Origin of the sequence: Rhizobacter sp. (genome assembly GCA_019635355.1) — a bacterium.
GTDB lineage: Bacteria > Pseudomonadota > Gammaproteobacteria > Burkholderiales > Burkholderiaceae_C > Rhizobacter.
The window spans coordinates 4,689,180-4,713,499 of sequence record JAHBZQ010000001.1 but is presented as its reverse complement, the minus strand read 5'-3'; the positions used below and the strand labels follow the sequence as shown (position 1 = coordinate 4,713,499).

The window sequence follows — 24,320 nt, the reverse complement described above, 5'->3', positions numbered from 1 at the left end:
GTCAAGCGTGCGTGAGTTCGGCAACGGCGTCGCGGATGGAAGCCACGCTGGTGAAGACACTGCGCTTGAGCATGTGGTCGGCGAATTCGATGTCGAACGCGCCTTCGAGCGCCAGCATCACGTTGACGCTGGCATGCGAGGTCATGCCGGCCTGGTAGAGATCGGTCGTGAGTTCGATCTGGTCGACGGGCTTGCTCAGGCGCGCATGGTCGCGGAGCACTTCCCGGATCTTGTCTTCTATTTCTTCAGCCGTGTTCATGTCGTACCTCAAAGAATATGTGTTGTAGTAATTCGTGAAGGCGTGTCCAGCAGGGCCGTCACCACGGCGGCGGCGAAATCGCCATCGTGGCTCAGGCTCAGGGCGATCTCGCTGACGCCCAGGCGCTCAACCTCGGTGGCCGCGCGGCCATGCAGCGCCAGGCAGCACGCACCATTGGGCAATTTGCGGACCTCGATGTCTCGCCAGGCCACACCCGCTTCGGCCAGGTCGAACGCCTTGATCGCCGCCTCTTTCGCCGCGAAGCGCGCGGCCAGCCGCTCAGCGGCCTGGCCTTCGCCCGACGATGCATAGGCGATCTCGTCTTCGCTGAACAGACGTTGAGCGAAGCGAGGGCCAAACCGTTCCATCGATTCGCTGACACGCCGGATGTCGACCACGTCGAGCCCGACACGCATCCGCGCCGCTGCGGGCGCGGCGACATCGAGTCGGGAGATGGCGTTGGACATGGCGAAAACGATCCTGCAGGAAGCTGCTGTTGCTTAGCATGGGCGATCCTGCCCGGTCATGAAATCCCCTTCATGGAGGGGGCCATCGGCCTTGGGGGTAGCAAGTTCTGATGAGGCCGTGACGTACTGCACGCAAGCTTTACCGGAGCAGCCATCATCTGCGGGATGCGCCGGTGCGATACGCGGCGCTATCCTTGATTGATGACGCCGACGAAGGCCATACCGCCGCTTCCATGACTGCACCGACACCCCGCTTCGAGACCCTGCTCAACGCCACGCGCGAGGTCAGCAACACTGTGGCGGCACGGCATGCGGCAGACGTCGATGCGCAGGCGCGCTTCCCGGCGGAAACCGTGGCCGCATTGCGCAGCGCTGGCGTGCTGAGTGCGCCCGTGCCGCAGCCCTTGGGCGGTGCCGGCTGCACGATGCAGGAGCTGGCCCAGTTGTGCGCGACCCTGTCGCAAGGCTGCGGCGCGAGCGGCATGGTGCTTGCCATGCACTACATCCAGGTGGCCTGCCTGGCACGCCACGGCGCCGACGATCCGTATTTCGCCCAATACCTGCGTGATCTGGTCAAGTTTCAACCGCTGCTGGCTTCGATGACCTCCGAGGTGGGCACCTTCGGCGACACCCGCTCCAGCATCTGCGCCGTCGAACGTCACGGCGACCGTTTCGTGCTCGCGAAAGACGCGACCACTGGCTCGTACTGCGCGAACGCCGACGCCATCCTCGTGACCTGCCGACGCGATTCGCAAGCCCCGAGCAGCGACCAGGTGCTGGTGCTCGTGAAGCGCGAAGACGCGAGCAAGCTCGAGCAGACCACCACGTGGGACACCCTCGGCATGCGCGGCACCTGCAGCCCGGGCTTCCGGCTCGAATCGTCCGGGCCCATCGAGCAGATCGTGCCCGGTTCCTTCGCCGACATCGCCGCCGACACGATGGTGCCGTACTCGCACATCCTGTGGTCCGCGCTATGGTGGGGCATCGCCGCCGATGCGGTGAACCGTGCCGCCACCTACGTGCGCGGCGAAGCGCGCAAGAAGCCCGGCACCGTGCCGCCGACGGCCACGCGCCTGGCCGAGGTGTCAGCGCAACTGCAGGGCATGCGCCAGCAATGGCAGGCCTCGGCCCAGGCGTTCGATCAGGCAAGCGTTGAGGAGCTGCTCGACATGGCCTGGGCGCTGCGCCTCAACAACCTGAAGATCGCGTGCTCGGAAGCCGCGCCGCAGATCGTGCACCGTGCCCTGCAGATCGTGGGCGTGCTCGGCTACAAGAACGACTCGCCCTTCTCGCTCGGCCGCCACTACCGCGACGTGCTGTCGGCGTCGCTCATGATCTCGAACGAACGCATCGCCGCCAAGAGCGCCTCGATGCTGCTCGTGCACAAAGACACTCTGGGCATCTGACGACGTGATCTACGACATCGAAACCTTCTACCAGGGGCTGGTCGAACACGGCCTCATCCTTCCGACCGGCATCCGCGGTGGCTACGGGCGCGGCCCGGTGTTCGAGAAGATCCTGCGTGGCTTCAACGAACTCGTGTCGCGCACCGCGGCCGATGACGGCGCGGAAGAGCTGATGTTCCCGCCCATCGTGGCGCGCCAGCTGATCGAGAAGGTCGGCTACATGAACAGCTTCCCGCAGCTCGCGGGCTCGGTGCACAGCTTCTTCGGCAACGAATCGCAGGCCCGGGAGATCACGGCCCGCACCCAGGCCGGCGAACGCTGGGAAGACCTGCTCGACATCACCGAGGTGATGCTCACCCCCGCGGCCTGCTACCCCGTCTACCCGATCTTCAGCGGCCTGCTACCGCAAGGCGGGCGGCTCGTGACGGTGCTGAACTGGGTCTACCGGCACGAGCCCTCGGACGAGCCCACGCGCCTGCAATCGTTCCGCATGCGCGAGTTCATCCGCGTGGCCAGCAACGACGACGTGGTGCAGTGGCGCAACGACTGGCTGCAGCGCTCGCTCGACCTGCTGCGCGGCCTCGGGCTCGATGCGAACAGCGACGTCGCGTCCGACCCCTTCTTCGGCCGCGCCGGCAAGATGATGGCGGCCAACCAGGTCGACCAGAAGCTCAAGTTCGAGATCCTGGTGCCGGTGATCTCAAAAGAGAAGCCCACCGCCATCTGCTCGTTCAACTGGCACCAGGACCACTTCTCCGGCAAGTTCGGCATCCGCAATGCCGACGACACCCTGGCCAGCACCGCCTGCCTCGGCTTCGGGCTGGAGCGGGTGACGCTGGCACTCATCAAGACGCACGGCTTCGACCCCTCGCAGTGGCCCGAGGCGGTGCGCCAGCAACTGGCGCTGTGACCATGCCGCGTGCCTGCGCCCTGCCGGGCCTGTCGCCCGAGGCCTACCCGCGCCACGCGCTGCACGGCGAGACCTGCGTGTGGGTCGAGAAGAACTGCTACGCCGATGTGTGGATCGAGCTGCTCCACACCCTGAAGCTCGAACCGCTCGCGCTGATGCCCTTCACCCTGGCCGCCGACTTCGAAGGCGACCACTGGACCTTCTTCAAGCCACCGTTGCCCGACCTGCAGAAGCTCTACGGCATCGACGTGCAGGAGCTCAACGTCTGGCGCCCGCTGATCGAGCATGCGGCCGAGCACCTGGCCGCCGGCAAGCTCATCAGCACCGAGGCCGACGCCTTCTGGCTGCCCGACACCGCCGGCACCGACTACCGCCAGCAGCACGTGAAGACCACCATCGTGCTCAACGACCTCGACGTGGCCCACGAGCGCCTCGGGTACTTCCACAACGCGGGCTACTTCCAGCTCGAAGGGGAAGACTTCCGGCGCACCTTCCGGCTCGACGAAAACGCTGCGCAAACCCTGCCGCTCTATGCAGAGCTGGTGCGGCTCGACCGCCTCCAGCGGCGCTCACCCGAGGCGCTGGCCGGCCTGTCATGGCAGTTGCTCCAGGAGCACTTCGCGTGGCGCCCGGCCAGCAACCCCGTTGAGCGTTTCGCGGCTCGCTTCGCAAGCGACCTGCCCCAGTTGCACGAGCAAGGCCTCGTGCACTACCACGCCTGGGCCTTCACGACGATCCGCCAGCTGGGCGCTGCCTTCGAGCTCGCCGCCGCCTGCCTGCGCTGGTTGCAGCCGCACCGGCCCGACGCACCGTTGAGCGCCGCAGCCGAGCAGTTCGGCGTGATCGCACAGGAGAGCAAGGCCCTCATCCTGAAGGGCGCGCGCGTGGTCAACGCCCGGCGCGCGTTCAACGCCGCCGAGGCCCTTGCGCCAGCCGCCCAAGCCTGGGCGAGCGGCATGGCCTTGCTCGAACCCGCCCTCGCCCAGCCAGGGCGTTAAGGCTTCTTCAGCGCCGACAGCACCGCTTCGGCGATCACCTTGTGGCCGAGCGAGGTCGGGTGGCCGTCGGACGTCGGCGGGTAGATCTGCACGTGGTTGCGCACCTGCGCTTCCATCGCCGCCGTCGGGTCGACGTAGGCGATGCCCTTGGCCTGGAAAGCCTGCACCAGCTCGGTCTTGTTCGCCTCTTCCAGGTCGCACAGCTTCACGTGAGCGGGCGGCAAAGTCGCGTTGGTGGACTTGAGGTAGGCGCAGTAGATGCGCTCACGCGTGGGGATCAGCACCACACGCAGCGGGATGCCCTGCTTGTCGGCTTCGTCCTTGAGCGCCGCGAACGCACGCTTGGTGATCTGCATGCCCTCGCGCATGTGGGGCTGCGACGGGTCCTGGGCCGACGTGCGCTGCTGCGCGGTGAACACGGTCTTGATGTCGGGCGCGGCCGGGTCGGACCAGCTCATGCGCTCGTCGGGCGTCATCTTGTCGGCCATCTTCTTCTGCTCGGCCACTGCGAAGGGCGCGAGCACCGTGGTGCGCAGCAGGCCGTAGAGCACGCTGTGGCGCGACAGCCAGTCGCGCAGCGCACCGCCGCGCTTGGTCGGCTTGGGGGCTGCTTCCGACGGGGCCATCGCTGGCGTGGGCGCCGGTGCCGAGGCGGCGCCGCTCTCCTTCCAGCCGGCCCAGCGCGGCAAGTTCTGCGGCAGCATGTAGGCGTCGACGAAATCGTTGCCGAAATAGAAGCTCACGAGCAGCTGCTTCGGCTTGAACTGCTTGGCCTGGTGGCCCGCGAGGTGCAGGTACTGCAGCGGGCCGTAACCCCCCAGGCCCATGTTGTAGACGCTCTGGCCGCTCAAGGCGGCGAGCTGCTGCGGCCAGGCCCCGTCACGCGGTGCGCCAGAGCCGTAGGTCATCGAGTCACCGATGGCCACGATGTCGGCCTGCGCGGGCACCGCGCGGTTGCGAAAGCCGAGGTCGTCATGGCCACCGGCGCCGGGCGCGAGCTTGTGGCCGAGGAACTCGTCGGCCACCGGGTCGACGTTGAGGAAGTCGGCCGCATCGACCACCAGCCGCGAGACACCTTCGGCCAGCACCAGCGAGACACCGATCGCCACGGCGGCCAGCCCGATGGACTGCAGCTTGCTCTTGAGGGAACTCATCTTCGTGCTTTCCAATGAAAAAGGGCGGCCGCGTGGGCCGCCCTGCTCGCCTCGAAGCTCAGTCGAGTTCGAAGGCGGTTTCGTAGTTCTGCTTCAGCGACGGGTCCTGCTGCTCCTTGCGCAGGTAGCAGTTGCCGACCGCCAGCACGTCGAGGTCGGTGCCCATGAAGCAGCGGAACGCGTCTTCCGGCGTGCCGACGATCGGCTCGCCACGCACGTTGAAGCTGGTGTTGACCAGCACCGGGCAACCCGTCTTGCGCTCGAAGGCCGACAGCAGGCCGTGGTAGCGGGGGTTGACGTGCTTCTCGACCGTCTGGATGCGCGCCGAGTAATCGACGTGCGTGACGGCCGGGATGTCGGATCGCGGCACGTTGAGCTTCTCGATGCCGAAGAGCTTCTGCTGCTCGGGCGTCATCTCGAGCCGGCGCGACTTGACCACGTCGGCCACCATCAGCATGTAGGGGCTGTCGCCGTCGAGTTCGAACCACTCGGCCACCTTCTCGCGCAGCACCGAAGGGGCGAACGGGCGGAAGGACTCGCGGTACTTGACCTTGAGGTTGAGCGTCTTCTGCATCGAGGGCGAACGCGGGTCGCCGATGATGGAGCGATTGCCGAGCGCACGCGGGCCGAACTCCATGCGGCCCTGGAACCAGCCCATCGCCTTGCCTTCGGCGAGGTCGGCGGCCGAGGTCTCGAGCAGTGCTTCGTCGGAGAGCGTCTCGAACTTCGCACCCGCGGCCTTCAGGCGGGCCTCGATGTCGGCCTGCTCGAATTGCGGGCCGAGGTAGGAGCCACGCATCTTGTCGCCATCGACCGTGCGCGGCTGGTCCAGCTGCATGTGGTAGCCCACGAGCGCGGCGCCGAGCGCGCCGCCCGCGTCGCCCGCCGCCGGCTGCACGTAGACGTTCTTGAAGCGTGCGTCGCGCAGCACCTTGCCGTTGGCCACGCAGTTGAGCGCCACACCACCGGCGAGGCACAGGTTCTCGATGCCCGTCTCTTCACGCAACGAGCGGGTGAGCTTGAGCACGATGTCTTCGGTCACCGCCTGCAGCGAAGCGGCGAGGTCCATGTGGTGCTGCGTCAGCGGCTCGCTCGACTTGCGCGCCGGCCCGCCGAAGACCTTGGCGAACTTGTCGTTCGTCATCGTGAGGCCGGTGGCGTAGTTGAAGTAGCTCATGTCCATGCGGAACGAGCCATCGGGCTTCACGTCGATCAGGTGCTTGTAGATGAGGTCGACGTACTTCGGCACGCCGTAGGGCGCGAGGCCCATCACCTTGTACTCGCCCGAGTTCACCTTGAAGCCGGTGTAGTACGTCATCGCCGAGTACAGCAGCCCGAGCGAATGCGGGAAGTGGATCTCCTTGCGCACCTCGAGCTTGTGGCCGCGGCCGATGGCCACCGAGGTGGTGGCCCATTCGCCCACGCCGTCCATCGTGAGCACGACGGCTTCTTCGAAGGGCGACGGGAAGAACGCGCTGGCTGCGTGGCTCAGGTGGTGCTCGCTGAAGAGCAGCTCGCCGTTCCACTTCTTGTCGGTGTCGATCTTCTGGAAGGCCTTTTGCAGCAGGTCTTTCAGGAAGAGCTTCTCGCGCAGCCACAGCGGGATGGACATGCGGAACGACTTGAAGCCCAGCGGCGCAAACGCGAGATAGGTCTCCAGCAGCCGCTCGAACTTCAGGAAGGGCTTGTCGTAGAACACCACGCGGTCGATGCCTTCGAGGCCGACACCGGCGCGCTTCAGGCAGTAGTCGATCGCGTGCGTGGGGAAGCGCGCGTCGTGCTTCTTGCGGGTGAAGCGCTCTTCCTGTGCTGCCGCGACGATGACGCCGTCTTCCACCAGCGCCGCAGCGCTGTCGTGGTAGTAGGCCGAGATCCCGAGAATGCGCATCGTCGGCTCAGAACAGGGTGTAGATGAACGGCGCCACGGCCGAGCCCTTGGCCAGCACGATCAGCACGCCCAGGAGCGCCATCATTCCGAAGATCGGCCACAGCCACACCTTCTTGCGGGCACGCATGAAGGCCCAGAGTTCCTTGATCATCGACATCGTGTGTCTCCCTAAATTCAGAACTGGTTGGTCATCGACTGGGGCGGCGGGCCGGGGGGCTCACGATCAATCCAGTACGACTTGGCATTCGGGTCGGCCTTGAGGCGCATCGGGTCCTTGCCCGAGAGGCGCATGAGCAGGCCGATGGGCGTGAACACCAGATAGAAGAGGATGCCCAGCGCGATCGGGCTCACGATCTTCGCGAGCAGCAGGCCGAACTTCATCCACAGGCGATTGGGCACCGCGAGGATGCTCGGCACGGTGAAGGCGACCACTGCGAACGCGGCCGACACACCCACCGACCACCAGCGCACCGCACCCGCATGCAGCAGCGGGAACAACGCGATGATGAGGAACACGACCGCAAACACGACGCCGAACGAGCGATCGGAAGAGCCTTCGACCTCTTCTTCGCGGGTCAGGTCTTCATGGGACATGCAAGCACTCCTGGAGGTCTGTTTTGAGCGCAGCGAGTGTATCCCGCTACCTCTGAAAAGCTGGTTGCAGCGCAGGTCGAAACGAGGGGGTTCCCCCCCGAATACGGGCCCGCACGGCATGCGAAAAATCACGCATCGGCGCAGTGCATCGGCACCGCCTTCTGCACCGCTTTGAACTACTTGTATTCGATCAATCGGGCCGTTTGACCCGAGAGACGCAAGCGCAGGAACTTGAGCTGCCCTGCCATTTCGGCGAACTTGCCGAGCACCATGAAGAAAGCGCGTGCGGCACGACCTCGCGTCGAGCCAGCCGAGGCCACATACACACGCAGCACCTGCGCCGGGTAGAGCAAGAGCAGCGCAAGCAGCCAGGGGCTTACGAGCACCGCACCCAGCACGGCCACAAGCGGGATCACGAGACCCCAGATCCAGGTGCGGCGCGATTCGACCACGCGGTGCCGCTCGGGCGGCTTGCCGTGCATGTGCACCCCTTCGGCGAAGGTGTAGCCGGCGCGCATGGAGCGCTTCCACCACTGGCTGAAATGGAACATCGCCGCGTCGTGCAAGGTCATCTCGGCCGCGAGGCGCCAGACCTTCCAGCCCTTGGCACGCATGCGCACGCACAGCTCGGGCTCTTCGCCGGCGATCAGCTTGGGGTTGTAGCCATCGACGGCCACGAGCGCCGCGGCGCGGATCATCACGTCGCCGCCGCAAGCCTTGGTCTGGCCCGCCGCGGCCGAGCCCCACTCCTGGTCGCACAGCAGGTTGTAGATGGAGCGCTCGGGGTAGCGCTCGCGGCGGCGGCCACACACCGCGGCCACGTCGGCGTGGCTCTTCAGGAATTCTTCCGCTGTCGAGAGCCACGCGGGATCGACCGCACAGTCCCCATCGACGAACTGGATGAATTGGATGTGCGGCGCGAGTTCGAGCACCCTGCGCCAGCCGGCGTTGCGCGCGAGCGCTGCGGTGAAGACGACATCCTTGGGCAGCGTCACGACCTCGACACCCTTGGACTGCGCCATGACGACCGAATCGTCGGTCGAGCCGGAGTCCACATACACGACGACCTCGGCCGTGCCGACCACGGAGCTCAAGCAGGCGCGCAGACGCTCGCCTTCGTTGCGCCCGATGGCGACAACCGCGACACCCGGAAGGCTCATGACTGCGCCTGCTCGGCCGCCGCCGGGCGTTGCAGTTTCCAGAGCGTGTCGTCGACGAGCTTCCAGCCGTCCATGCCGCCGCGACACAGCAGCTTGAACATCCACAAGGCGTCGCCACCTTCGACCTTCACCCGCGGCAGGCGTGCGAGCCGCGCACCGCGGCGCAGCACGCCGTGCTGGGCGATGAAGATGCTGTCGTAGCCGCACTCGCCCAACACGCGCTCGGTCATCGTGCTTTCGTCGGTACGCATGCCGAAGGGGTAGGCGAAGCTGCGAACCGGCGCGCCGATGCATTGCTCGAGCAACTGCTTCGACCGGATGCCTTCTTCGCGCACCTGCTCGACACCGAGCTTGGCAATCGAGCAGTGATGGTGCGCATGCGACCCGATGGTGATGCCCGGCACCTTGGCGAGCTGGGCCACTTCGTCCCAGGTGAGGTAGGGCTCGCCGGAGACACTCGTCGTGCCCATGAAGCTCGTGGTCATGTAGGCGACCGCGGGGATGCGATGGCGCTGCAAGATGGGTGCGGCGACGTGCAGCCAGCTGCTGAAGCCGTCGTCCATCGTGACGAGCACGGCGCCATCGGGCAGGTCGATCTCGCCACGCGCGAAGCGCTCGACCTGGTCGAGTGAGACGGCGAGCTTGCTTTCGGCCAGCCAGCGCATCTGCTCTTCGAAGGCGGCCGCGCTCACGCACCACGGGTCGCGCACGGCGTCGCCGAAGCGGTGGTAGGTGATCACGCGGACGGTCGTGGCGCCTCCGCCGGCGAGGCGCCGCAGCGCGAGGGATCCACTGATGAAACTGCCCAGCACCATGGCGGTCCGGGCAGTTTTCTTGACGATCCAGCGAAGCGTGGAAATGGTCATGCGCGTCGTTGGCGGTCGTGGCGCTTGTCGTGACGGAGAAGCCAGCTGCGCACGATGCGGGCGAGGAATTTCGGGTTGCCGATCAGGTAGCGGCCAGCCTTGTGGGGCTGGCGGGTCATCAGGTGCAGCCACTCGTAGCCGAGCTTGCGCACCCACCTGGGCGCACGCACGAGGTCACCGACCCAGTAGTCGAAGAGCCCACCCGTCGCCAGGCACAGCGGCACGATGAGCTGGTCGAGGTGATCGTGGATCCACTGCTCCTGCTTGGGGTTGCCCATGCCGACGAGCATCAGGTCGGCGCCCGAGGCGTTGATCTTCTCGATCACCTTGGCGTGGTCGTCGGGGCCGAGGTAGCCGGTGTGGTAGCCCGCGAGTGTCCAGCCCGGGAACATCTCCTGTGCACGCCTGGCCGCGATCTCGATGCGTTCGGGCGTGTTGCCGAGCAGGAAGTAGCGCAGCCCCTGGTTCGCCCAGCGCTGGAACATCAGCGGCACGAGGTCGGTGCCATTGACGTTGTCCTTCAAGGTCACGCCATGCAGGATGCGCGAGGCCCAGCGCACGCCGGTACCGTCGCCGAACACACGGTCGGCCGACTGCAGCACCGCGCGGTAGGCCGGGTTGTCGCAGGCGTTGTTGAGCGTGTGCGTGTTGACGAAGTACACCGAATGCGCGCGGCGCGGCTGCTCGTAGAGCATGTTCTGCAGCAGGCCGAGCGCATGCTCCATCGTCACGTCGGTCACTGGCACGCCCAGCACCGGCAGGATGCTGCTCTCGGCCGGCGGCGGGGCCGGCACGAAGACCGGTGCCAGCGCACCGGGCACCGTGGCGATGTCGTTGGGGCTCATCGGGTTCATGCGACGGCGGCCGGTTGTGCGAGCGATGCCAGCAGCGCCTTGCGGTCGACCTTGCCGTTCGCGTTGAGGGGGAATTCGGAGACGAGGCGCAACTCGCTCGGGTGCATGTAGGGCGGCAGGCGCGAGATCACACGCTGGCGGATGGCATCGACGTCAGCCGCGTCCGCCCCCAGGAAGCCGACGATGCCGTCGGCGCCACTGGCACTCACCGGCCAGCCGATCGCGATGGCCACGTCGACGCCAGCCTCCTGCCGCATCACCGCCTCGATCTCGCCCAGTTCCACGCGGTAGCCCTGGATCTTGATCTGGTTGTCGATGCGGCCGAAGTAGACGAGCGGCTGGCCCGGCTGCGGGCGGCGCACACGGTCGCCGGTGCGGTAATAGACCTCGCTCTGGCCCGGGGGCACGACGAAGGCGGCGGCCGTGCGATCGGCGTCCTTGTAGTAGCCGAGCGTGAGCTGCGGGCCGGTCATCAACAGTTCGCCAGCCTCGCCGACTGGCACTTCGTGCAGTTGCTCGTCGGCCACCAGCACCTTCATGCCCGGGTACGGCTCGCCGATGGGCACGACGCCCATCTCGGCTTGTGCCGGCGAGGTCTCGTTGTTCCAGCGGTAAAGCGTGCAGGCGATGGTCAGCTCGGTCGGGCCATAGAGGTTCTCGATGATCGACTGCGGCGCGGCCTCGGCCCACTTCTGCACGATCTCGACCGGCAGCGCCTCGCCGCAGAAGAGGCTGTAGCGCAAGCCCGGGTACTTGCCGGGCTTGAGCATCTTGAGCTTGTTCATCAGCACCGCGGTCGACGGCACCGAGAACCACATGGTGATGCCGCAGTCGGTGATGTACTTGCCGGGGAACATCTTCTGGCCGTTCGTCGGCGCGCACAGGCAGGCGCCACGCTCCCAGCAGACGAACATGTCGTGCACCGAGAGGTCGAAGGTCAGGTCGAAGGTCTGGGAGAAGCGGTCGTGCTCGGTGACGCCATAGCGCTCGACCATCGCATCGACATACGGCACCGCGTTGCGGTGCGCCACCATCACACCCTTGGGCTGGCCGGTGCTGCCCGAGGTGAAGAGCAGATACGCAATGCCGCTCGGGTCGACCGGGCCTTCGGTCCAGCCGCTGCCGTCGACGAGGTCGGCCTTGCCGAGGAAGCAGTGCTGCGGCCACAGGGCGGCGAGCGCCGTCACGTCGTCATGGTCGGGCAGCAGCAGCACCAGCGGGCGCTCCACGCCTTGCAGCACTTCGCCGAGCTGCGCCGCGCCGTGGGCGTCGACGATCAGGCTCTGGCACTCCGAGCGGATCAGCATGCCGCGCGTGCGGTCGGTCGGGAAGCCGGGGTTGAGCGGCACGTAGCCGTGGCCACGAAACAGGCCGCCCAGCACGCCGGCATAGGCCGTGATCGAGCGGTGCGCGAACACGGCCGTCAACGCGGGCTCGCCGGCCGGCGCGTGCTGCTGCAGCGTCTGCGCGAACGAGGCCGCACGAACCCGCAGCTCGCCGTAGCTCAGCACCACCCCGTCAAGCTGCAGCGCCGGCCGATCGCCGTGCCGTGCTGCCGACTGGAGGAAGCCGCTGCGAAGGCTGCGTGCGTCGTGGGGCATCAGGCCACCTGGGTGAAGAACGCCGTGTACAGCGTGTTGATGCTGGTGAAGACCGCGGGCTCGATGTCGTCGGTGTCGATGTCTTCGCCGCGCAGGCTTTCGATGAAGAGCACGAACTCGACGATGTCGAGCGAGGACAGGATGCCCTCTTCGAGAATCTTGGTGTCGTCGCTGAAGTTCGCCTTGCCCGGGGCCTTGGAGTGCTTGACGATCCAGTCGCGGAGCTTGGCCCTGATCTCTTGTTCTTGCATGTGTTTGGAGTCCGTGGAGGTGGCCCGCCGCTCAGAGCGCGGGCTCCTCGACCAGCAGGCCGGTCTTGATGAAGTAGTTGACGACCTTGGACGAGGCGCGCTTGCGGAACTCGGCGCACACCGGGTGGCTCATGGCCATCTGGCGCAGCTCGTAGGAGTCGGCGAGGCCCGCGTCGCGGTACATGGTCGGGTTGTAGTAGTCGCCCCAGGAGGCGCGCAGGTAGTCGCCCAGCCACTGGCGGAAGCCGGCCAGCGTCTCGGCCGACCAGCCGGGTGCGAACTTGTTGAAGAGCTCGGCCAGCTGCACGCGGCCGAAGGCCAGGTGGCGCGCTTCGTCGATGTGGTGCACCTTGTTGACCTCGCGCACCAGCGCGTCGCAGCGCTCGTCTTTCTCGATCGCGAGGTTGTAGAAGTCGCCCAGTTCCTCGACGACCATCACCTTGCAATAGAAGGCCACCTCTTCCTCGCCCTTGGCGTATTCGCGCGGCAGGATGATCTTTTTCTCGGGGTACACCTTGCCGACGTAGCGGTTGCAGAACTCGCCGAACATCACCATGTGCTTGTTCTCTTCGTCGACGAAATGGTGCAGGTACTCGTTGACGGAGGTGGTGTTGCCCTTGGCGTAGAGGCGGTCGACGAGACCGGCGACCAGTGGGCGTTCGCCTTGCAGCACGAGGCTGAAAAAATTACCGAGTTCGTAGAGGCTCAGGCGTTTTTGCTGCTCTTCGGTCAACGCGTCCCAGGCGGGCGTGCCGTAGAGCGAGATCAGCTCGGGCGGCATGTACCAGGCGTTGGCGTCGAGCGCCTCGGGCCATTCGAAGGTGTTGTAGACGTCCCAGTGCTTCTTGCGCGAAGCCTTGGTCAGGCGGACGGCGAGTTCAGATGCGGTTTCCATGACGGCGTCCCGGGTAACAGGTTTTTTCGAGCCGAAAGTATCGGCACGAAGTCAAGTCAAAAGCAATCCCGCGAAGCCAGGGCACTAGAGGGCCATGGGGCCGTGACCGTCCATATTTGTCAGGTGCAGGCCTTTTGACACTTCGGTGAAGGGCGCCAGCGCTTCCTGCAGCTGCGGCGACATGGCGAAGAGCCGCTTGTTCGGTAGGACCGCGTAGCCGTTTTGCGCAAAACCCTGGGCCCAGTCAGGGTGAGCCTGGTTGGAGACGACGATGTCCACCCCCTTGGCCACCAGGTGCCGGGTCGCGGCATGCACCACCTCGCCCGCCTGCGATGGCAGGGCCAGGGTGTCGACGATGGAGCCCACGTGCAGGTCACCGAAACGGTGCTCGCCTTTCATGTGCGTGTCCATCACCAGCGCCCAGCCGATGACCTGGCCGTCGCGCTCGATCTTGAGGCGGGTGACCGGCGGCCAAGCCCCTTCGGGGGCCAGCGCGTTCATCGAGGCCGCATCGCGCACCGCAATGGCGCGGTAGCTGCTCTTGCAACGCTCCCACAGGGCATCGGCCCAGGGGCCGAAGTTGGGCACTTCCATCGCACGGGCCTTGAAGCCGCCGCCCTTGGCCTTGAGCTTGGCGCCGAGGTGCAGCGCCTTGAGGCCCAGCCAGCCAAGGCCGGTGAATGCCCCCAGATCGAGCAAGGCCCGGCGCGCCGGCGTCTGGCGCAGCAAGGCGTTGAGCCGCAGGAAGCGGAAGGGCTTGACCACCAGCAGGCAGAACGGCGTCGGGTGCAGGAGCCAGTTCATCTTGCGCAGCATCTGCACCACCGGCTGGTCGTCGCCGCCGTGGCCCCAGCTGTAGAGCAGGGGGCGCTTCTTGAGCATGTCGCGGATCATGCGCAGGCCCAGCATGCCGTGGCGGGTGTCGATCACACCTTCGGAGAACGGGCCCTGCCAGTCGGTCACGACCTGGATCTGGCCGTTGATGAGCCAGTCTTGCGGCTTGAGCGCGAAGCAGCCGCGCACCGCTTCGCCGTCTTCCACCGCGAGGTGGTACTCGCGCCAGACGTTCTGGCCATCGCGCGGCGGGATCCAGTCGGGCACCGGGTCGACGTAGAAGCTCCAGCCGGAGCCGCCGGCACGCATGCGCTCGTTGAAGGCCTGCACGGCCTCGCGCCATTCAGCGCTGTGGGGAACGATCTGGATGGCCATGGTCAGGAGACGGCGAAACGGCTGCGTTGCCCGGCAGGCCGCGGTGGAACATTGCGGAGTGGCGCAGGAAGTCGCCAAGGAAGTGCGGAGGGTACTCGCCCGACTTGCGCTGCACGACGCTTCTCAGCTTGTAGGTGAGGAAGGCCAGCACCCAGAGGAGATCGGTGGCAGCCGCATACAGCCAGCCGTGGTTCTTGACCCAGTAACGGCGGCGCGACTCAAACCAGTACGCCGGTCGCCGGTTCTTCGCCGCGTGGTGGCCGCTGACCTGCGTGCTCTGGCCGACCAGGTGCAGCACCACGCTTTGCGGGACGTGCCACGTTTGCCAGCCGGCGCGGCGGGCGGCGAGGCAGAAGTCGGTTTCTTCGAAATAAAGGAAATAGCCCTCGTCCATGAGGCCGATGGTCTGGAAGACCTCGCGGCGCACGAGCAGGCTGGCCCCGGGAAGCCAGTCGGCCTCGGCGGGCTCCTCGCCCATCGGCCGCAGGCCCGCGCGGTGTTTCAGCAAGCGGGCGACCAGGCTCAGCCGCAGGCCCCCGGCGAGTTCGCTCCAGATGCTGGGGAAATGGAAGGCGTAAGGCCAGGGCTCGCCGCTTTCCAGCAGGAACCGGCTGCCGGCGATGCCGGCCTTGGGGTGCGCGTCGAGGAAGTCCACGAGGGTGCGCAGGGCACCCGGCTTGATGCGCGTGTCGGGGTTCAGCAGCCAGTAGTAGGCCGGGCCGTTCGGGTCGGCGAGTGTGGGCCGCACGGCGAAGTTGTTGCCATACGAGAAGCCACCGTTGACCGGGGCCGGGAGCAGCCGAGCCCACGACGACCACCCTTCGGCTTCGATCGCCCGGCCGATCACGTCGACCGAATCGTCACCCGAGCGGTTGTCGACCACGGTCACGACGGTGCCCGGCACCGCGGCCACTTCCTCGACCAGCGACCGCAGGCAATCGACCGCGAGCCGGCCGGTCTTGTAGTTGACGATGACGACCTGCACCCGCGCGGGCTGCATCGTCATGTTTCCGCGCGCCGCAGCTGCAGCGGGCCGGGCTCTCCGCGCAGCACCGCGCTGTGGCGCACGAAGTCGCCGATGAAATGCGGCGCGTGGCGGTTCGGCTTGCGGCGCAGCGCATCGAGCAGCCGGCCGACCGGGTAGGCCAGCACGACGCCGATGTCGGCCAGCGCGGTGTACAGGCGCCCGTGGTGCAGCACGAAGTAGCGCCGGCGAGAGTCGAACCAATAACCGGGCACCCGCTTCTTCGGCGCGTTGCGCACGGTCACGCCGCTCGACTGGCCCACCAGGTGCACGATGCGCGCCTGCGGCACGTGCCACACCTCCCAGCCGGCGAGCTTGGCGCGGCGGGTGTAGTCGGTCTCTTCGAAATAGAGGAAGTAGGTCTCGTCCATCAGGCCGATCTGGTCGATCACGGCCTTGCGGATCAGCATGAACGCACCCGACACCCAGTCGACCGGCACCGGTTGCTGTGGGATGCCGACGCGCGTGAGGCGCTTCGCGAACAGGCGGTCGAGGAGGCCGATGCCCAGGTAGCCCAGCACCTCGTTCACTGCATTCGGGAAACGGAAACAGCACATCTGCGGCGTGGCGTCGAGGTCTTCGCTGCGGCCACCGGCGATGCCGACCTGGGGGTGGGCTTCGATGAAGTCGAGCAGCGTGCGCAAGGCGCCGGGCCGCACGATCGTGTCGGGGTTGAGCAGCAGCACGTGGTCGGCGTCCTGCCGCTCGCGGATCGCGATGTTGTTGCCGGCGGCGAAGCCGTGGTTGCCGGGCGCGCGGATCAGCGTGGCCCAGGTGCCCCAGCCGTGCTCGTCGATGGCCTGCTGGACCTTGTCGGCCGCACCATCGGGCGACGCGTTGTCGACCACGATGACCCGCACGCCGGGCACCGACGGCAACTCCGGCTCGATGGAGCGCAGGCAGTCGATGGTGAGATCGGCGCCTTTGTAGGCGACGATCGACACCAAGAGCTTCGGCGTGTCGACTGCCCCGGTCATGCCCGCGCGTTGACCCGGATCGCCAGGTTGCCCGACGGGTGGGTGTTGGTGTGCAGCAGCTGGTGCGCCTTGCCCACTTCGTCGAACTCGTAGACGCCGGCCAGCGCCGGGTCGACCAGGCCGTCGATCACCAGGTCGTTCAGCGCCTTGCACTGCTCGGTGTTGGCGAAGTGCGAGCCCTGCAGGCGCTTCTGGCGCATCCACAGGTAGCGCAGGTCCACGTCGGCGTTGTAGCCGGTGGTGCCTGCGCAGATCACCACCATGCCGGCGTTGTCGCACACCAGAATGGACGTCGGGATGGTCGACTCGCCCGGGTGCTCGAGCACGATGCGCGGGCCCTGGCGCGAGCCCAGCACTTCCGACCACTTCTTGCGGAAGGCGTTGGCGCCCTTCATCCACTCGGCATACGCCGCGGCGTCGGCGGTGTCGGGCAGGCGGCCCCAGTGGGTGAAGGCGGGGTCGGTGCGGTTGATCACGCCGTGCGCGCCGAGCTTGCGGCAGTGCTCCATGCGGCTTTCCGACGAGACCACGGCGATCGGGATGCCGCCCTTGGCCTTGACGATCTGGATGGCCATCGAGCCGAGGCCACCCGAGCCACCCCAGATCAGCACCGGGTCGCCTGGCTTCACGGTGTGCGGCTCCCAGCCCATCAGCTGGCGGTAGGCGGTGGCGCCCACGAGCATGTAGGCGGCCGCGGCCTCCCACGAAAGCTTCGGAGGCTTCTTGAAACACTGGTACTCGTCGACGCGGGTGAACTGCGCGAACGAACCCCAGTTCTCTTCGTAGCCCCAGATCTTGCAGCTGGTCGACGTGATGGGGTCGGCACCGGCCTGGATGTCGGCGGCGTTCTCGTCCCACATGGCGCACGAGAGCACGACCTCGTCACCCACCTTCACCTGGCTCACGCCCTCGCCCACCGCCCACACGATGCCCGAGGCATCGGAGCCGCCGATGTGGAAGGCTTCGGCCGCTGGGTTCTGCTTGCGGCGCGCGGCAACCACGTCGACGGGCGTGCCGAGCGCGGCCCACACGTTGTTGTAGTTGATGCCTGCGGCCATGACGTAGACCAGCACCTGCTTCGGGCCGGGCTTCGGCGTGTCGACCACCTCGACCTGGAACGCCTGCTCCGGCTCGCCATAACGCTCGGGGCGGATCAGGCTCGCATACATCTTCGCCGGCACATGGCCGAGCGGCGGCATCTCGCCGAGTTCGTACAGGTCTTTGGTGCTCATGCAGCTACTCCCTTTTTCGTTTCTTGGTTGGAGCCTTTGCTCAGGCCCTCGATCACCCGCCGCAACAGCGACACCAGCACCCGCACGTTGGGCTCGAGCACCATGTTGTCGTGGTTGCCCGGCACCTCGAACACCTGCAGGTGGCCGACGTGCGGCGTCCAGAAGTTGTCTTCACGGACGTAGTTGCGGTAGGAATCCACCAGCCGTCCCCCCGACAGCCGGAACTTCACGTCCAGCTTGGGGCGGAACACCGCCACCTTCACCGGCACCTTCGGAATCTTGTACTTGGCCAGCGCACGCAGGAAGGCGTCGCCGATACGGCGCGACTGGAAGTTGGCGGTGTTCGCCTCGGCCGCGGCGTTGCCGTTGTTCGCGGCGCGCTCCTCCTGGCGACGGCGCTTTTCCTTCTCCCACTCGATGCGTGCGGCGATCTTCTTGCCGACGATGCCCAGGCCTTCGCGCTGCGCGCTTTGCACCAGCATCGCGAGCTTGTCGCCGAGGCTGAAGTTGGGAATCTCGCGCGCCGGGGTGTCGAGCATCAGCACACCCTGCACCTCTTCGCCCTTGGCCATCAGCTGGCGCGCCATCTCGTAGGCGATCAGGCCGCCACCCGAGAAGCCACCCAGCAGGTACGGGCCCTGCGGCTGGATCTGCACGATCTCGGCGATGTAGTCGGCCGCGGCCTCCTCGAAGCTCTCGTGCGGCTCCACATCGCCATACAGGCCACGCGCCTGCAGCGCGTAGAACGGCCGGTCTTCGCCCAGCAGGTGTGCCAGGTGGCTGAGGTTGAGCACGTTGCCGTACATGCCCGCCACCACGAAGAGCGGCGTGCGGCCAGCCACCGGGCCGGTGTGCATCGGCACCACGTGGCGGAAGCGCAGCTCGGCCTTCTGGCGCGGCGCGGCGCTGGCGCCACTCTCGCCTTCGGCCGCAGCAGCCTCTTCGCTGTAGACGTCACCGCGCACCAGCGTCGCCAGCCCTTCGATGGTGGGCGACTGCATCAGCACCGACATCGGCAGGTCGACCTCGAACTTGTCGGCGATGTCGTTGAAGAGACGCACCGCGATCAGCGAATGGCCGCCGAGGTCGAAGAAGCTGTCGTGGATGCCCACGCCTTCCACGCCGAGCAGCCTGCCCCACAGTTCGGCCAGGCCCTTTTCGAAACTGTCGCGCGGCGGCGCGAAATCGCTGTCGAGCTCGGGGCGCGAGAAGCGCGCTTCGCCGGTGCTGAGCGCGGCGCGGCTGAGCGACTCGGCCTGCGCGATCAGCTCGTCGATCTTCATCGAGCTGACGATCACCTCAGACGGCATGTCGCCGCGCAGGATGCGGTCGAGCGCCTTCAGGCCATCGGCCGGGGCGATGCCCTGGCTCACGTTGTGGCGCAGCGCGATCTCGCCGGGTGACAGCGTCTTGGCGCGTGCGGCCGGCTCGGTGGCGCCCTCGCCCGCCGAGTCGACACCCGCTTCGGGCTTGGGTGCGTGCCACGGGCCGTCGAGGCGGCGCAGAGTCAGGCGGTCGACTTCGGCGAGCACATTGCCCTGCGCATCGGTGAGCGTCACGTCGAAGGCGGCGAAGTCGCTCGTCACCGATCCCTCGCTCGCCAGGCGCACCCAGCTGTGGATCTCGCCGGTGAGCGGCGCGATGAAACGCAGGCCGCGGTAGGAGATCGGCGCCCAGAGGTTCTGCACCACGTCCTGGTCGGCATAACCGGGGATGAGGTCCATCGCATAGCCGGTCGCGATGTCGAGCAGGCCCGGGTGCAGGCCGTTGGTCGCCAGGTCACCGTGGAATTCGGCCGGCAGCTGCAGCAGCGCGATCGCTTCCTTCTGGCCGAGCTGCAGGCGCTTCAGCACACGCCAGCGCGGGCCGAACCGGATGTGGCTTTCCTGCCGGGTGCGCAGCGCACCGGAGCCGGCAGCGACTTCGCTCTTGCCGGTGCAGCGGGCTTCGATGGCGGCGATGTCGACCTTCGCAGGCGCATCGGCCTTGGACAGCGTGACACGCGCTGTCGCGCAGCGCACGAAGCGGCCTTCGCGGTCGCCGGCGGCGAGGATCTCCACGTCCCAGCGCTGCTCATCGCCGCGCAGGCGCACACGGAAGGCACGCTCGCCGCCGTCGTCGACGAAGAGCGGGTTCTCGAACACGAGGTTGCTCAGCTGCCAGCCGCTGGTCTGGCCCAGCTCGGCGAGTGCAGCGCGCACGAGTTCGAGGTAGCCGGTGCCAGGCAGCAGCGCTTCGCCGCTGCCGAGGCGGTGCTCGTCGATCACCCAGTCGGTGCTCTTCAGCACGCCGGTGAAGAGTTCCAGCTGGGCGAGGCCGTCGCGGGCGGAGAAGCGTTTGTCGAAATGCGGGTTGTGGACCGGCAGCGGCTCACCTTGGGTGATGCCGGCGTCGTCTTTTGCCGCATCGGCAGGCGCCCCGAGCTGGCCCACCATGCCGACGTCTTTCCAGATGCCCCAGGCGATGGACGTCACCGGGTACGGCCGCGCACCGCGGCACGATTCGGCGAAGGCGTTGACGAAGGCGCTCGCGCCCACGTAGTCGATCTGGCCGCTCGGCGCGATGTACGCGCTGGTCGACGAGAAGAGCACCATGAAGTCGAGCGGCCTCTCTGTCGAGGTGCTGCGGAAGATCTCGTCGAGCACCAAGGTGCCATAGACCTTGGCGGAAAACACGTCTTCGATGTCGCGCGGGCTCTTCACCTGGATCAGGCTGTCGCGGATCGTGCCGGCCGCGTGGAACACGCCGTGGATCTGCTTGAACGCGGCGCGCGCCTCGTCCACCACTTCCTTCATGCGGTCGGCCACGGCCACGTCGGCCGACAGCGGCAGCACGGTGGCGCCCAGCGATTCGAGCTGGCGCACCTTGCGGATGCCTTGCGCGATGGAATCGTCGGCCTCGTGCTCGGCCAGCCACGCATCCCACTCGCCCCGCTCGGGCAGCGGCGTGCGGCCCAGCAACACGAGCTTGGCTTTGTATTCACGCGCCAACCACTCGGCCATCAAGCCACCGATACCGCCGAGGCCGCCGGTGATCATGTAGACACCGCCTTGGCGCAGCTTGGTCGCGGGCAATTCGCCGGCCGGCGACTTGACGTTGCTGAGATGGCGCTCCCAGCGCACGCCGTTGCGCCAAGCGATCACACGCGTGCCGGGGTCGGCCAGCAGCTCGCCGCTCACGTCGGCCGCCATCTTGGCGAGCGCGAGGTCGTTCTGCGACGTGCGCTTCGTGCCCGCACGCGGGGCACCGAGGTCGACATCGACGAAGGCACAGGTGACGTTCGGGAACTCGCGCGGGATCACGGCACACGGGCCGAGCGCGGTCGCCTTGTCGGGGAAGAGCAGCGCTTCGTCGCCCACGCGCAGCGCGCCGTTGGAGACGACCGTCATGTGCACGCCACGGTCGGCGAGGCCAGCCTTGGCGAGCGCCCGCGCCAGGTGGAACAGCGAATAGAAGCCGTGTTCCTGGTTGCGGTGGAAGAAGGTCGAGCCGGGGCGGAAGTTGCGGTCGAGCGTGACGAGCCAGGTGTGCAGCACGCGGTCGGGCACGATGCCGCGCGCTTCCAGCGACTCCATCAGCTCGGGGTAGCCCACGCCGCCCGCCTCGGCGGCGATCGTGTAGGTGGTGTCGTCGACCTGGGCGTAGGTGTCGCCCGGCAGCACCGAGATCACGGTGTGGCCGTCTTCACGCAGACCCGAGACCATCGCCAGCGACAACGGCTCGCGGCCGTGGAAGGCCAGCCAGGTCTTCGGCTCTTCGTTCGATTCGAGGATGCCCTGCTGCACCCAGCGCGGCTTCTTGAACCAGTCGCCCATCTCGGCCTGGCGCAGCGGGCGCTCGGCATCGGCGCGGCCGGCGCCGAGCTTGCCGGTGCCCGGCTCGATCCAGTAGTGGCCGTGCTGGAAGGCGTAGCTCGGCAGCGTGACGCGGTGGCGGTTCTTGCCCCACAGGCGCGTCACATCGAAATCGACGCCCAGCGCCCACAGGCGGCCCATCACGGTGCGGAAGTACACGTGGTCGGGCAACGGGTCGTTCGGGTGGCGCATCGACGACAGCACGCGCTGCGTCGGCGAGCGCGGGTTCTGGCGCACGAAGGAGCCGAGCATGTTGCCCGGGCCCACTTCGAGGAACACGAGGTTTTCGTTCTCGAGCAGCGTGTCCACGCCGTCGGCGAAGAGGATGGAATTGCGGAAGTGCTGCACCCAGTATTCCGGGTCGCGCGCCTTGCCGGGCTCCAGCCACTGGCCGGTGAAGTTGGAGACAAGCTTGAGCTTCGGCTCGTGGAGCTGGATGCTCTGCAGGTACTGGCGGAAGCGCGGCAGGATGCCGTCGAGCAGGCGCGAGTGGCCAGCCACGTCGACCTTCACGCGCTGCGTGTCGATGCCCTGCTCCTTGAGCTTGGCGGCGAGCGCTTCGAGCGGGGGCAGCGGGCCCGACATCACCGAGAGCTGCGGGCTGTTGGCCGAAGCGAGGTCGAGTTCGTTGCCCAGCAGCGGGCGCAGCTCCTTGGCGGCCATCGGCACGCTGATCATCGAACCGCGAGGCGTCTGTTCGACCAGTTGGCCGCGCAGCAGCAGGAGACCCAGGCCGTCTTCGAACGAGAACACCCCGGCGATGCAGGCCGCCGCGTTCTCGCCCATGCTGTGGCCGATCACCATGTCGGGCTTGACGCCGTAGGACTCCCACAGCTTGGTGAGCGCGATCTCGACCAGGAAGGTCAGCGGCAGCTGCGCCGAGGGCTTGGCGATGGCGTCATTCAGCTCGGGCGTGACCTCTTTCGCCAGCAGCACCGGCGCGAGGTCGGCGTTGAAGCGGTTCTTGAGAATCGCGAGGCCTTTGTCGATCCACTCGCGGAAGACGGGTTCTTTCTCGTAGAGCCCGGCGCCCATGCGCACGTATTGCGCACCACCGCCCGGGAACATGAACACCACCTGCGGGTGCTCCAGCTCCTTGGTGTGGTTGAACACGCGCTTGGCGTCGTTGATTTCCAGCAGCGCGATGGCTTCCTCGCGGCTGGTGGCGGCGAGCACGCGGCGCTGTTCGAAGCCACGGCGGCCCACCCGCAGCGTGTAGGCCACGTCGGCCAGCGGCTGCTCGGGATGCTCTCGCAGCCAGGCGGCCAGGCGCTTGGCGTTGTCGTCGAGCGCCTTGCGGTTGCGGCCCGACAAGACCAGCAGCTGCGTGCTCTCGTCGATGGCGCTCGGCTTGCGGGCCGGCGCTTCCTGCAGCACGACGAAGGCGTTGGTGCCGCCCACGCCCAGCGAGTTGACGCCGGCGCGGCGCGGGCCACCGTCGGTCGTCCAGTCGGCGAGCTTCGAGGCCACGGTGAACGGGCTGCCCTCGAAGCCGATGCGCGGGTTGGGCGCTTCGAAATTCAGCGAAGGCGGGATCTGCTTGTGTTCGAGGGCGAGCGTGGCCTTGATGAGGCTCGCCACACCGGCCGCGGTGTCGAGGTGGCCGATGTTGGTCTTGACCGAGCCGACCTTGCAGTAGCCGACCTTGTCGGTGGTGTCGCGGAAGGCTTGCGTGAGCGCCGCGATCTCGATCGGGTCGCCGACCGGCGTGGCCGTGCCGTGGCATTCGATGTAGCTCAGCGTGTCGGCCGTCACGTCGGACACGGCCAGCGCTTCGGTGATGCAGGCCGCCTGGCCATCCACGCTGGGTGCGAGGTAGCCGACCTTGCGTGCGCCGTCGTTGTTGACCGCACTGCCCTTGATGACCGCATGCACGTGGTCGCCATCGCGCAGCGCGTCTTCCAGGCGGCGCAGCACCACCACACCGGCGCCGCTGCCGAACACCGTGCCCTTGGAGCGGTGGTCGAAGGTGCGGCAATGGCCGTCGGGCGAGAGCACCTCGCCTTCCTTGTAGTGGTAGCCCACGCCGTGCGGCATTTCGATGGTCACGCCACCGGCGAGCGCCATGTCGCACTCGCGCGAGAGCAGGCTCTGCACCGCCATGTGGGTGGCGACGAGCGAGGTCGAGCACGCCGTCTGCACGTTGACGCAGGGGCCGTGCAGGTTGAAGGCGTAGGAAACGCGCGTCGACAGGAAGTCCTTGTCGTTGCCGGTGTGGCGCAACAGGAAGAGGCCCACCGAATCGACCAGCTCCGGGTTGGAGAGCAGGTTGAAGGTGAAGTACGCGCCCATGCCGCAGCCGGCGAAGAGGCCGACGGCGCCCTCGAAGGTCTCGGGCGGGTGGCCGGCGCGTTCGAGCGCTTCCCAGCAGACTTCGTAGAACTGGCGGTGCTGCGGGTCGAGGATCGCCGCTTCCTTCTGGCTGAAGCCGAAGAACTCGGGGTCGAAGGCGTCGAGGTCCTGCAGCTGGATGCCGGCCTTCACGTAGTTGGGGTCAGCCAGCGTGCTCTGCGACACGCCCTTGGCGAGCAACTCTTCGTCGGTGTACGGCCGCGTGGCTTCCACGCCGTTGCGCAGGTTGGCCCAGAACTCTTCGGGGTTCGAAGCCCCCGGTACACGGATCGCCATCCCAACGATGGCGATGTCAGTCTCGTTCACCTCGTCGGTCATGCGGTGTTTCCCTGCGGGCAGCCTGCCTCTGTCGAGCGGTTCATCGGTGTT

General features: G+C 67.1%; 20 protein-coding genes. 3 read left to right on the top strand and 17 right to left on the bottom strand.

What is annotated here, in order from left to right:
• Position 1: 1 nt before the first annotated feature.
• Together KF892_21895 and acpS are read right to left on the bottom strand one after the other, a co-directional pair.
• Positions 2-241, bottom strand: a complete 240-nt coding sequence (locus KF892_21895; GenBank protein MBX3627678.1) for an acyl carrier protein — start codon at positions 239-241, stop codon at positions 2-4.
• A gap of 26 nt (positions 242-267) precedes the next feature.
• Positions 268-726, bottom strand: coding sequence for a holo-ACP synthase (gene acpS / locus KF892_21890; protein MBX3627677.1), 459 nt, complete (start codon positions 724-726; stop codon positions 268-270).
• A gap of 233 nt (positions 727-959) precedes the next feature.
• Here acpS and KF892_21885 point away from each other — a divergent pair, with 233 nt between their 5' ends.
• From KF892_21885 to KF892_21875, 3 genes are read left to right on the top strand one after another with little or no spacing between them, the layout of a single operon-like run.
• Positions 960-2,132 (top strand): acyl-CoA/acyl-ACP dehydrogenase, encoded by a 1,173-nt coding sequence (locus tag KF892_21885; GenBank protein MBX3627676.1) that lies wholly within the window; start codon positions 960-962, stop codon positions 2,130-2,132.
• 4 nt (positions 2,133-2,136) lie between these two features.
• The gene (locus KF892_21880) at positions 2,137-3,042 is read left to right on the top strand and encodes an amino acid--[acyl-carrier-protein] ligase (protein ID MBX3627675.1); all 906 of its coding nucleotides are present in this window, start codon (positions 2,137-2,139) and stop codon (positions 3,040-3,042) included.
• Positions 3,043-3,044: 2 nt separating this feature from the next.
• Complete coding sequence (locus KF892_21875) at positions 3,045-4,040, top strand: DUF1839 family protein (GenBank protein ID MBX3627674.1); 996 nt, start codon at positions 3,045-3,047, stop codon at positions 4,038-4,040.
• Here the strand turns inward: KF892_21875 and KF892_21870 are convergent.
• From KF892_21870 to KF892_21800, 15 genes are all read right to left on the bottom strand, one after another.
• A complete protein-coding gene (locus KF892_21870) occupies positions 4,037-5,194 on the bottom strand; it encodes an SGNH/GDSL hydrolase family protein (protein ID MBX3627673.1) in 1,158 nt (385 codons plus the stop codon). The two genes, KF892_21875 and KF892_21870, sit on opposite strands and share 4 nt — an antisense overlap.
• Before the next feature lie 58 nt (positions 5,195-5,252).
• Complete coding sequence (locus KF892_21865) at positions 5,253-7,082, bottom strand: carbamoyltransferase (GenBank protein MBX3627672.1); 1,830 nt, start codon at positions 7,080-7,082, stop codon at positions 5,253-5,255.
• Between the two features lie 7 nt (positions 7,083-7,089).
• Positions 7,090-7,239 carry a hypothetical protein gene (locus tag KF892_21860; protein ID MBX3627671.1) on the bottom strand — a complete coding sequence of 50 codons (150 nt, stop codon included), beginning with the start codon at positions 7,237-7,239 and terminating at the stop codon, positions 7,090-7,092.
• A gap of 17 nt (positions 7,240-7,256) precedes the next feature.
• A complete protein-coding gene (locus KF892_21855; GenBank protein MBX3627670.1) occupies positions 7,257-7,676 on the bottom strand; it encodes a hypothetical protein in 420 nt (139 codons plus the stop codon).
• A gap of 176 nt (positions 7,677-7,852) precedes the next feature.
• Complete coding sequence (locus KF892_21850; GenBank protein ID MBX3627669.1) at positions 7,853-8,836, bottom strand: glycosyltransferase; 984 nt, start codon at positions 8,834-8,836, stop codon at positions 7,853-7,855.
• On the bottom strand, positions 8,833-9,702 hold the full coding sequence (locus KF892_21845; GenBank protein ID MBX3627668.1) for a polysaccharide deacetylase family protein: 870 nt from the start codon (positions 9,700-9,702) through the stop codon (positions 8,833-8,835). Before KF892_21845 ends, KF892_21850 begins: the two co-directional genes overlap by 4 nt.
• The gene (locus KF892_21840; GenBank protein ID MBX3627667.1) at positions 9,699-10,556 is read right to left on the bottom strand and encodes a WecB/TagA/CpsF family glycosyltransferase; all 858 of its coding nucleotides are present in this window, start codon (positions 10,554-10,556) and stop codon (positions 9,699-9,701) included. The genes KF892_21845 and KF892_21840 overlap by 4 nt, the downstream gene beginning before the upstream one ends.
• Positions 10,553-12,157 (bottom strand): amino acid adenylation domain-containing protein, encoded by a 1,605-nt coding sequence (locus tag KF892_21835; GenBank protein MBX3627666.1) that lies wholly within the window; start codon positions 12,155-12,157, stop codon positions 10,553-10,555. Before KF892_21835 ends, KF892_21840 begins: the two co-directional genes overlap by 4 nt.
• Complete coding sequence (locus KF892_21830) at positions 12,157-12,408, bottom strand: hypothetical protein (protein MBX3627665.1); 252 nt, start codon at positions 12,406-12,408, stop codon at positions 12,157-12,159. Before KF892_21830 ends, KF892_21835 begins: the two co-directional genes overlap by 1 nt.
• A 31-nt stretch (positions 12,409-12,439) precedes the next feature.
• Positions 12,440-13,303: a diiron oxygenase gene (locus tag KF892_21825; protein ID MBX3627664.1), complete on the bottom strand. Its 864-nt coding sequence runs from the start codon at positions 13,301-13,303 to the stop codon at positions 12,440-12,442.
• An 84-nt stretch (positions 13,304-13,387) separates the two neighbouring features.
• Positions 13,388-14,512 carry a hypothetical protein gene (locus KF892_21820; protein MBX3627663.1) on the bottom strand — a complete coding sequence of 375 codons (1,125 nt, stop codon included), beginning with the start codon at positions 14,510-14,512 and terminating at the stop codon, positions 13,388-13,390.
• Positions 14,481-15,512 (bottom strand): glycosyltransferase family 2 protein, encoded by a 1,032-nt coding sequence (locus tag KF892_21815; protein MBX3627662.1) that lies wholly within the window; start codon positions 15,510-15,512, stop codon positions 14,481-14,483. The genes KF892_21820 and KF892_21815 overlap by 32 nt, the downstream gene beginning before the upstream one ends.
• A gap of 2 nt (positions 15,513-15,514) precedes the next feature.
• On the bottom strand, positions 15,515-16,513 hold the full coding sequence (locus KF892_21810) for a glycosyltransferase family 2 protein (protein MBX3627661.1): 999 nt from the start codon (positions 16,511-16,513) through the stop codon (positions 15,515-15,517).
• Entirely contained in the window at positions 16,510-17,745 is a 1,236-nt protein-coding gene (ccrA, locus tag KF892_21805) for a crotonyl-CoA carboxylase/reductase (GenBank protein MBX3627660.1), read from the bottom strand. Before ccrA ends, KF892_21810 begins: the two co-directional genes overlap by 4 nt.
• Positions 17,742-24,269 carry a KR domain-containing protein gene (locus KF892_21800; GenBank protein ID MBX3627659.1) on the bottom strand — a complete coding sequence of 2,176 codons (6,528 nt, stop codon included), beginning with the start codon at positions 24,267-24,269 and terminating at the stop codon, positions 17,742-17,744. Before KF892_21800 ends, ccrA begins: the two co-directional genes overlap by 4 nt.
• Positions 24,270-24,320 lie beyond the last annotated feature (51 nt).

Excerpts from the sequence above, each read along its gene's own strand:
- KF892_21820 (MBX3627663.1), bottom strand. The coding sequence starts at position 14,512 with ATGGCCATCCAGATCGTTCCCCACAGCGCTGAATGGCGCGAGGCCGTG.
- KF892_21860 (MBX3627671.1), bottom strand. The coding sequence starts at position 7,239 with ATGTCGATGATCAAGGAACTCTGGGCCTTCATGCGTGCCCGCAAGAAG.
- acpS (MBX3627677.1), bottom strand. The coding sequence starts at position 726 with ATGTCCAACGCCATCTCCCGACTCGATGTCGCCGCGCCCGCAGCGGCG.
- KF892_21885 (MBX3627676.1), top strand. The coding sequence starts at position 960 with ATGACTGCACCGACACCCCGCTTCGAGACCCTGCTCAACGCCACGCGC.
- ccrA (MBX3627660.1), bottom strand. The coding sequence starts at position 17,745 with ATGAGCACCAAAGACCTGTACGAACTCGGCGAGATGCCGCCGCTCGGC.
- KF892_21845 (MBX3627668.1), bottom strand. The coding sequence starts at position 9,702 with ATGACCATTTCCACGCTTCGCTGGATCGTCAAGAAAACTGCCCGGACC.
- KF892_21815 (MBX3627662.1), bottom strand. The coding sequence starts at position 15,512 with ATGCAGCCCGCGCGGGTGCAGGTCGTCATCGTCAACTACAAGACCGGC.
- KF892_21875 (MBX3627674.1), top strand. The coding sequence starts at position 3,045 with ATGCCGCGTGCCTGCGCCCTGCCGGGCCTGTCGCCCGAGGCCTACCCG.
- KF892_21865 (MBX3627672.1), bottom strand. The coding sequence starts at position 7,082 with ATGCGCATTCTCGGGATCTCGGCCTACTACCACGACAGCGCTGCGGCG.
- KF892_21810 (MBX3627661.1), bottom strand. The coding sequence starts at position 16,513 with ATGACCGGGGCAGTCGACACGCCGAAGCTCTTGGTGTCGATCGTCGCC.
- KF892_21835 (MBX3627666.1), bottom strand. The coding sequence starts at position 12,157 with ATGCCCCACGACGCACGCAGCCTTCGCAGCGGCTTCCTCCAGTCGGCA.
- KF892_21830 (MBX3627665.1), bottom strand. The coding sequence starts at position 12,408 with ATGCAAGAACAAGAGATCAGGGCCAAGCTCCGCGACTGGATCGTCAAG.
- KF892_21850 (MBX3627669.1), bottom strand. The coding sequence starts at position 8,836 with ATGAGCCTTCCGGGTGTCGCGGTTGTCGCCATCGGGCGCAACGAAGGC.
- KF892_21870 (MBX3627673.1), bottom strand. The coding sequence starts at position 5,194 with ATGAGTTCCCTCAAGAGCAAGCTGCAGTCCATCGGGCTGGCCGCCGTG.
- KF892_21825 (MBX3627664.1), bottom strand. The coding sequence starts at position 13,303 with ATGGAAACCGCATCTGAACTCGCCGTCCGCCTGACCAAGGCTTCGCGC.
- KF892_21840 (MBX3627667.1), bottom strand. The coding sequence starts at position 10,556 with ATGAACCCGATGAGCCCCAACGACATCGCCACGGTGCCCGGTGCGCTG.
- KF892_21855 (MBX3627670.1), bottom strand. The coding sequence starts at position 7,676 with ATGTCCCATGAAGACCTGACCCGCGAAGAAGAGGTCGAAGGCTCTTCC.
- KF892_21800 (MBX3627659.1), bottom strand. The coding sequence starts at position 24,269 with ATGACCGACGAGGTGAACGAGACTGACATCGCCATCGTTGGGATGGCG.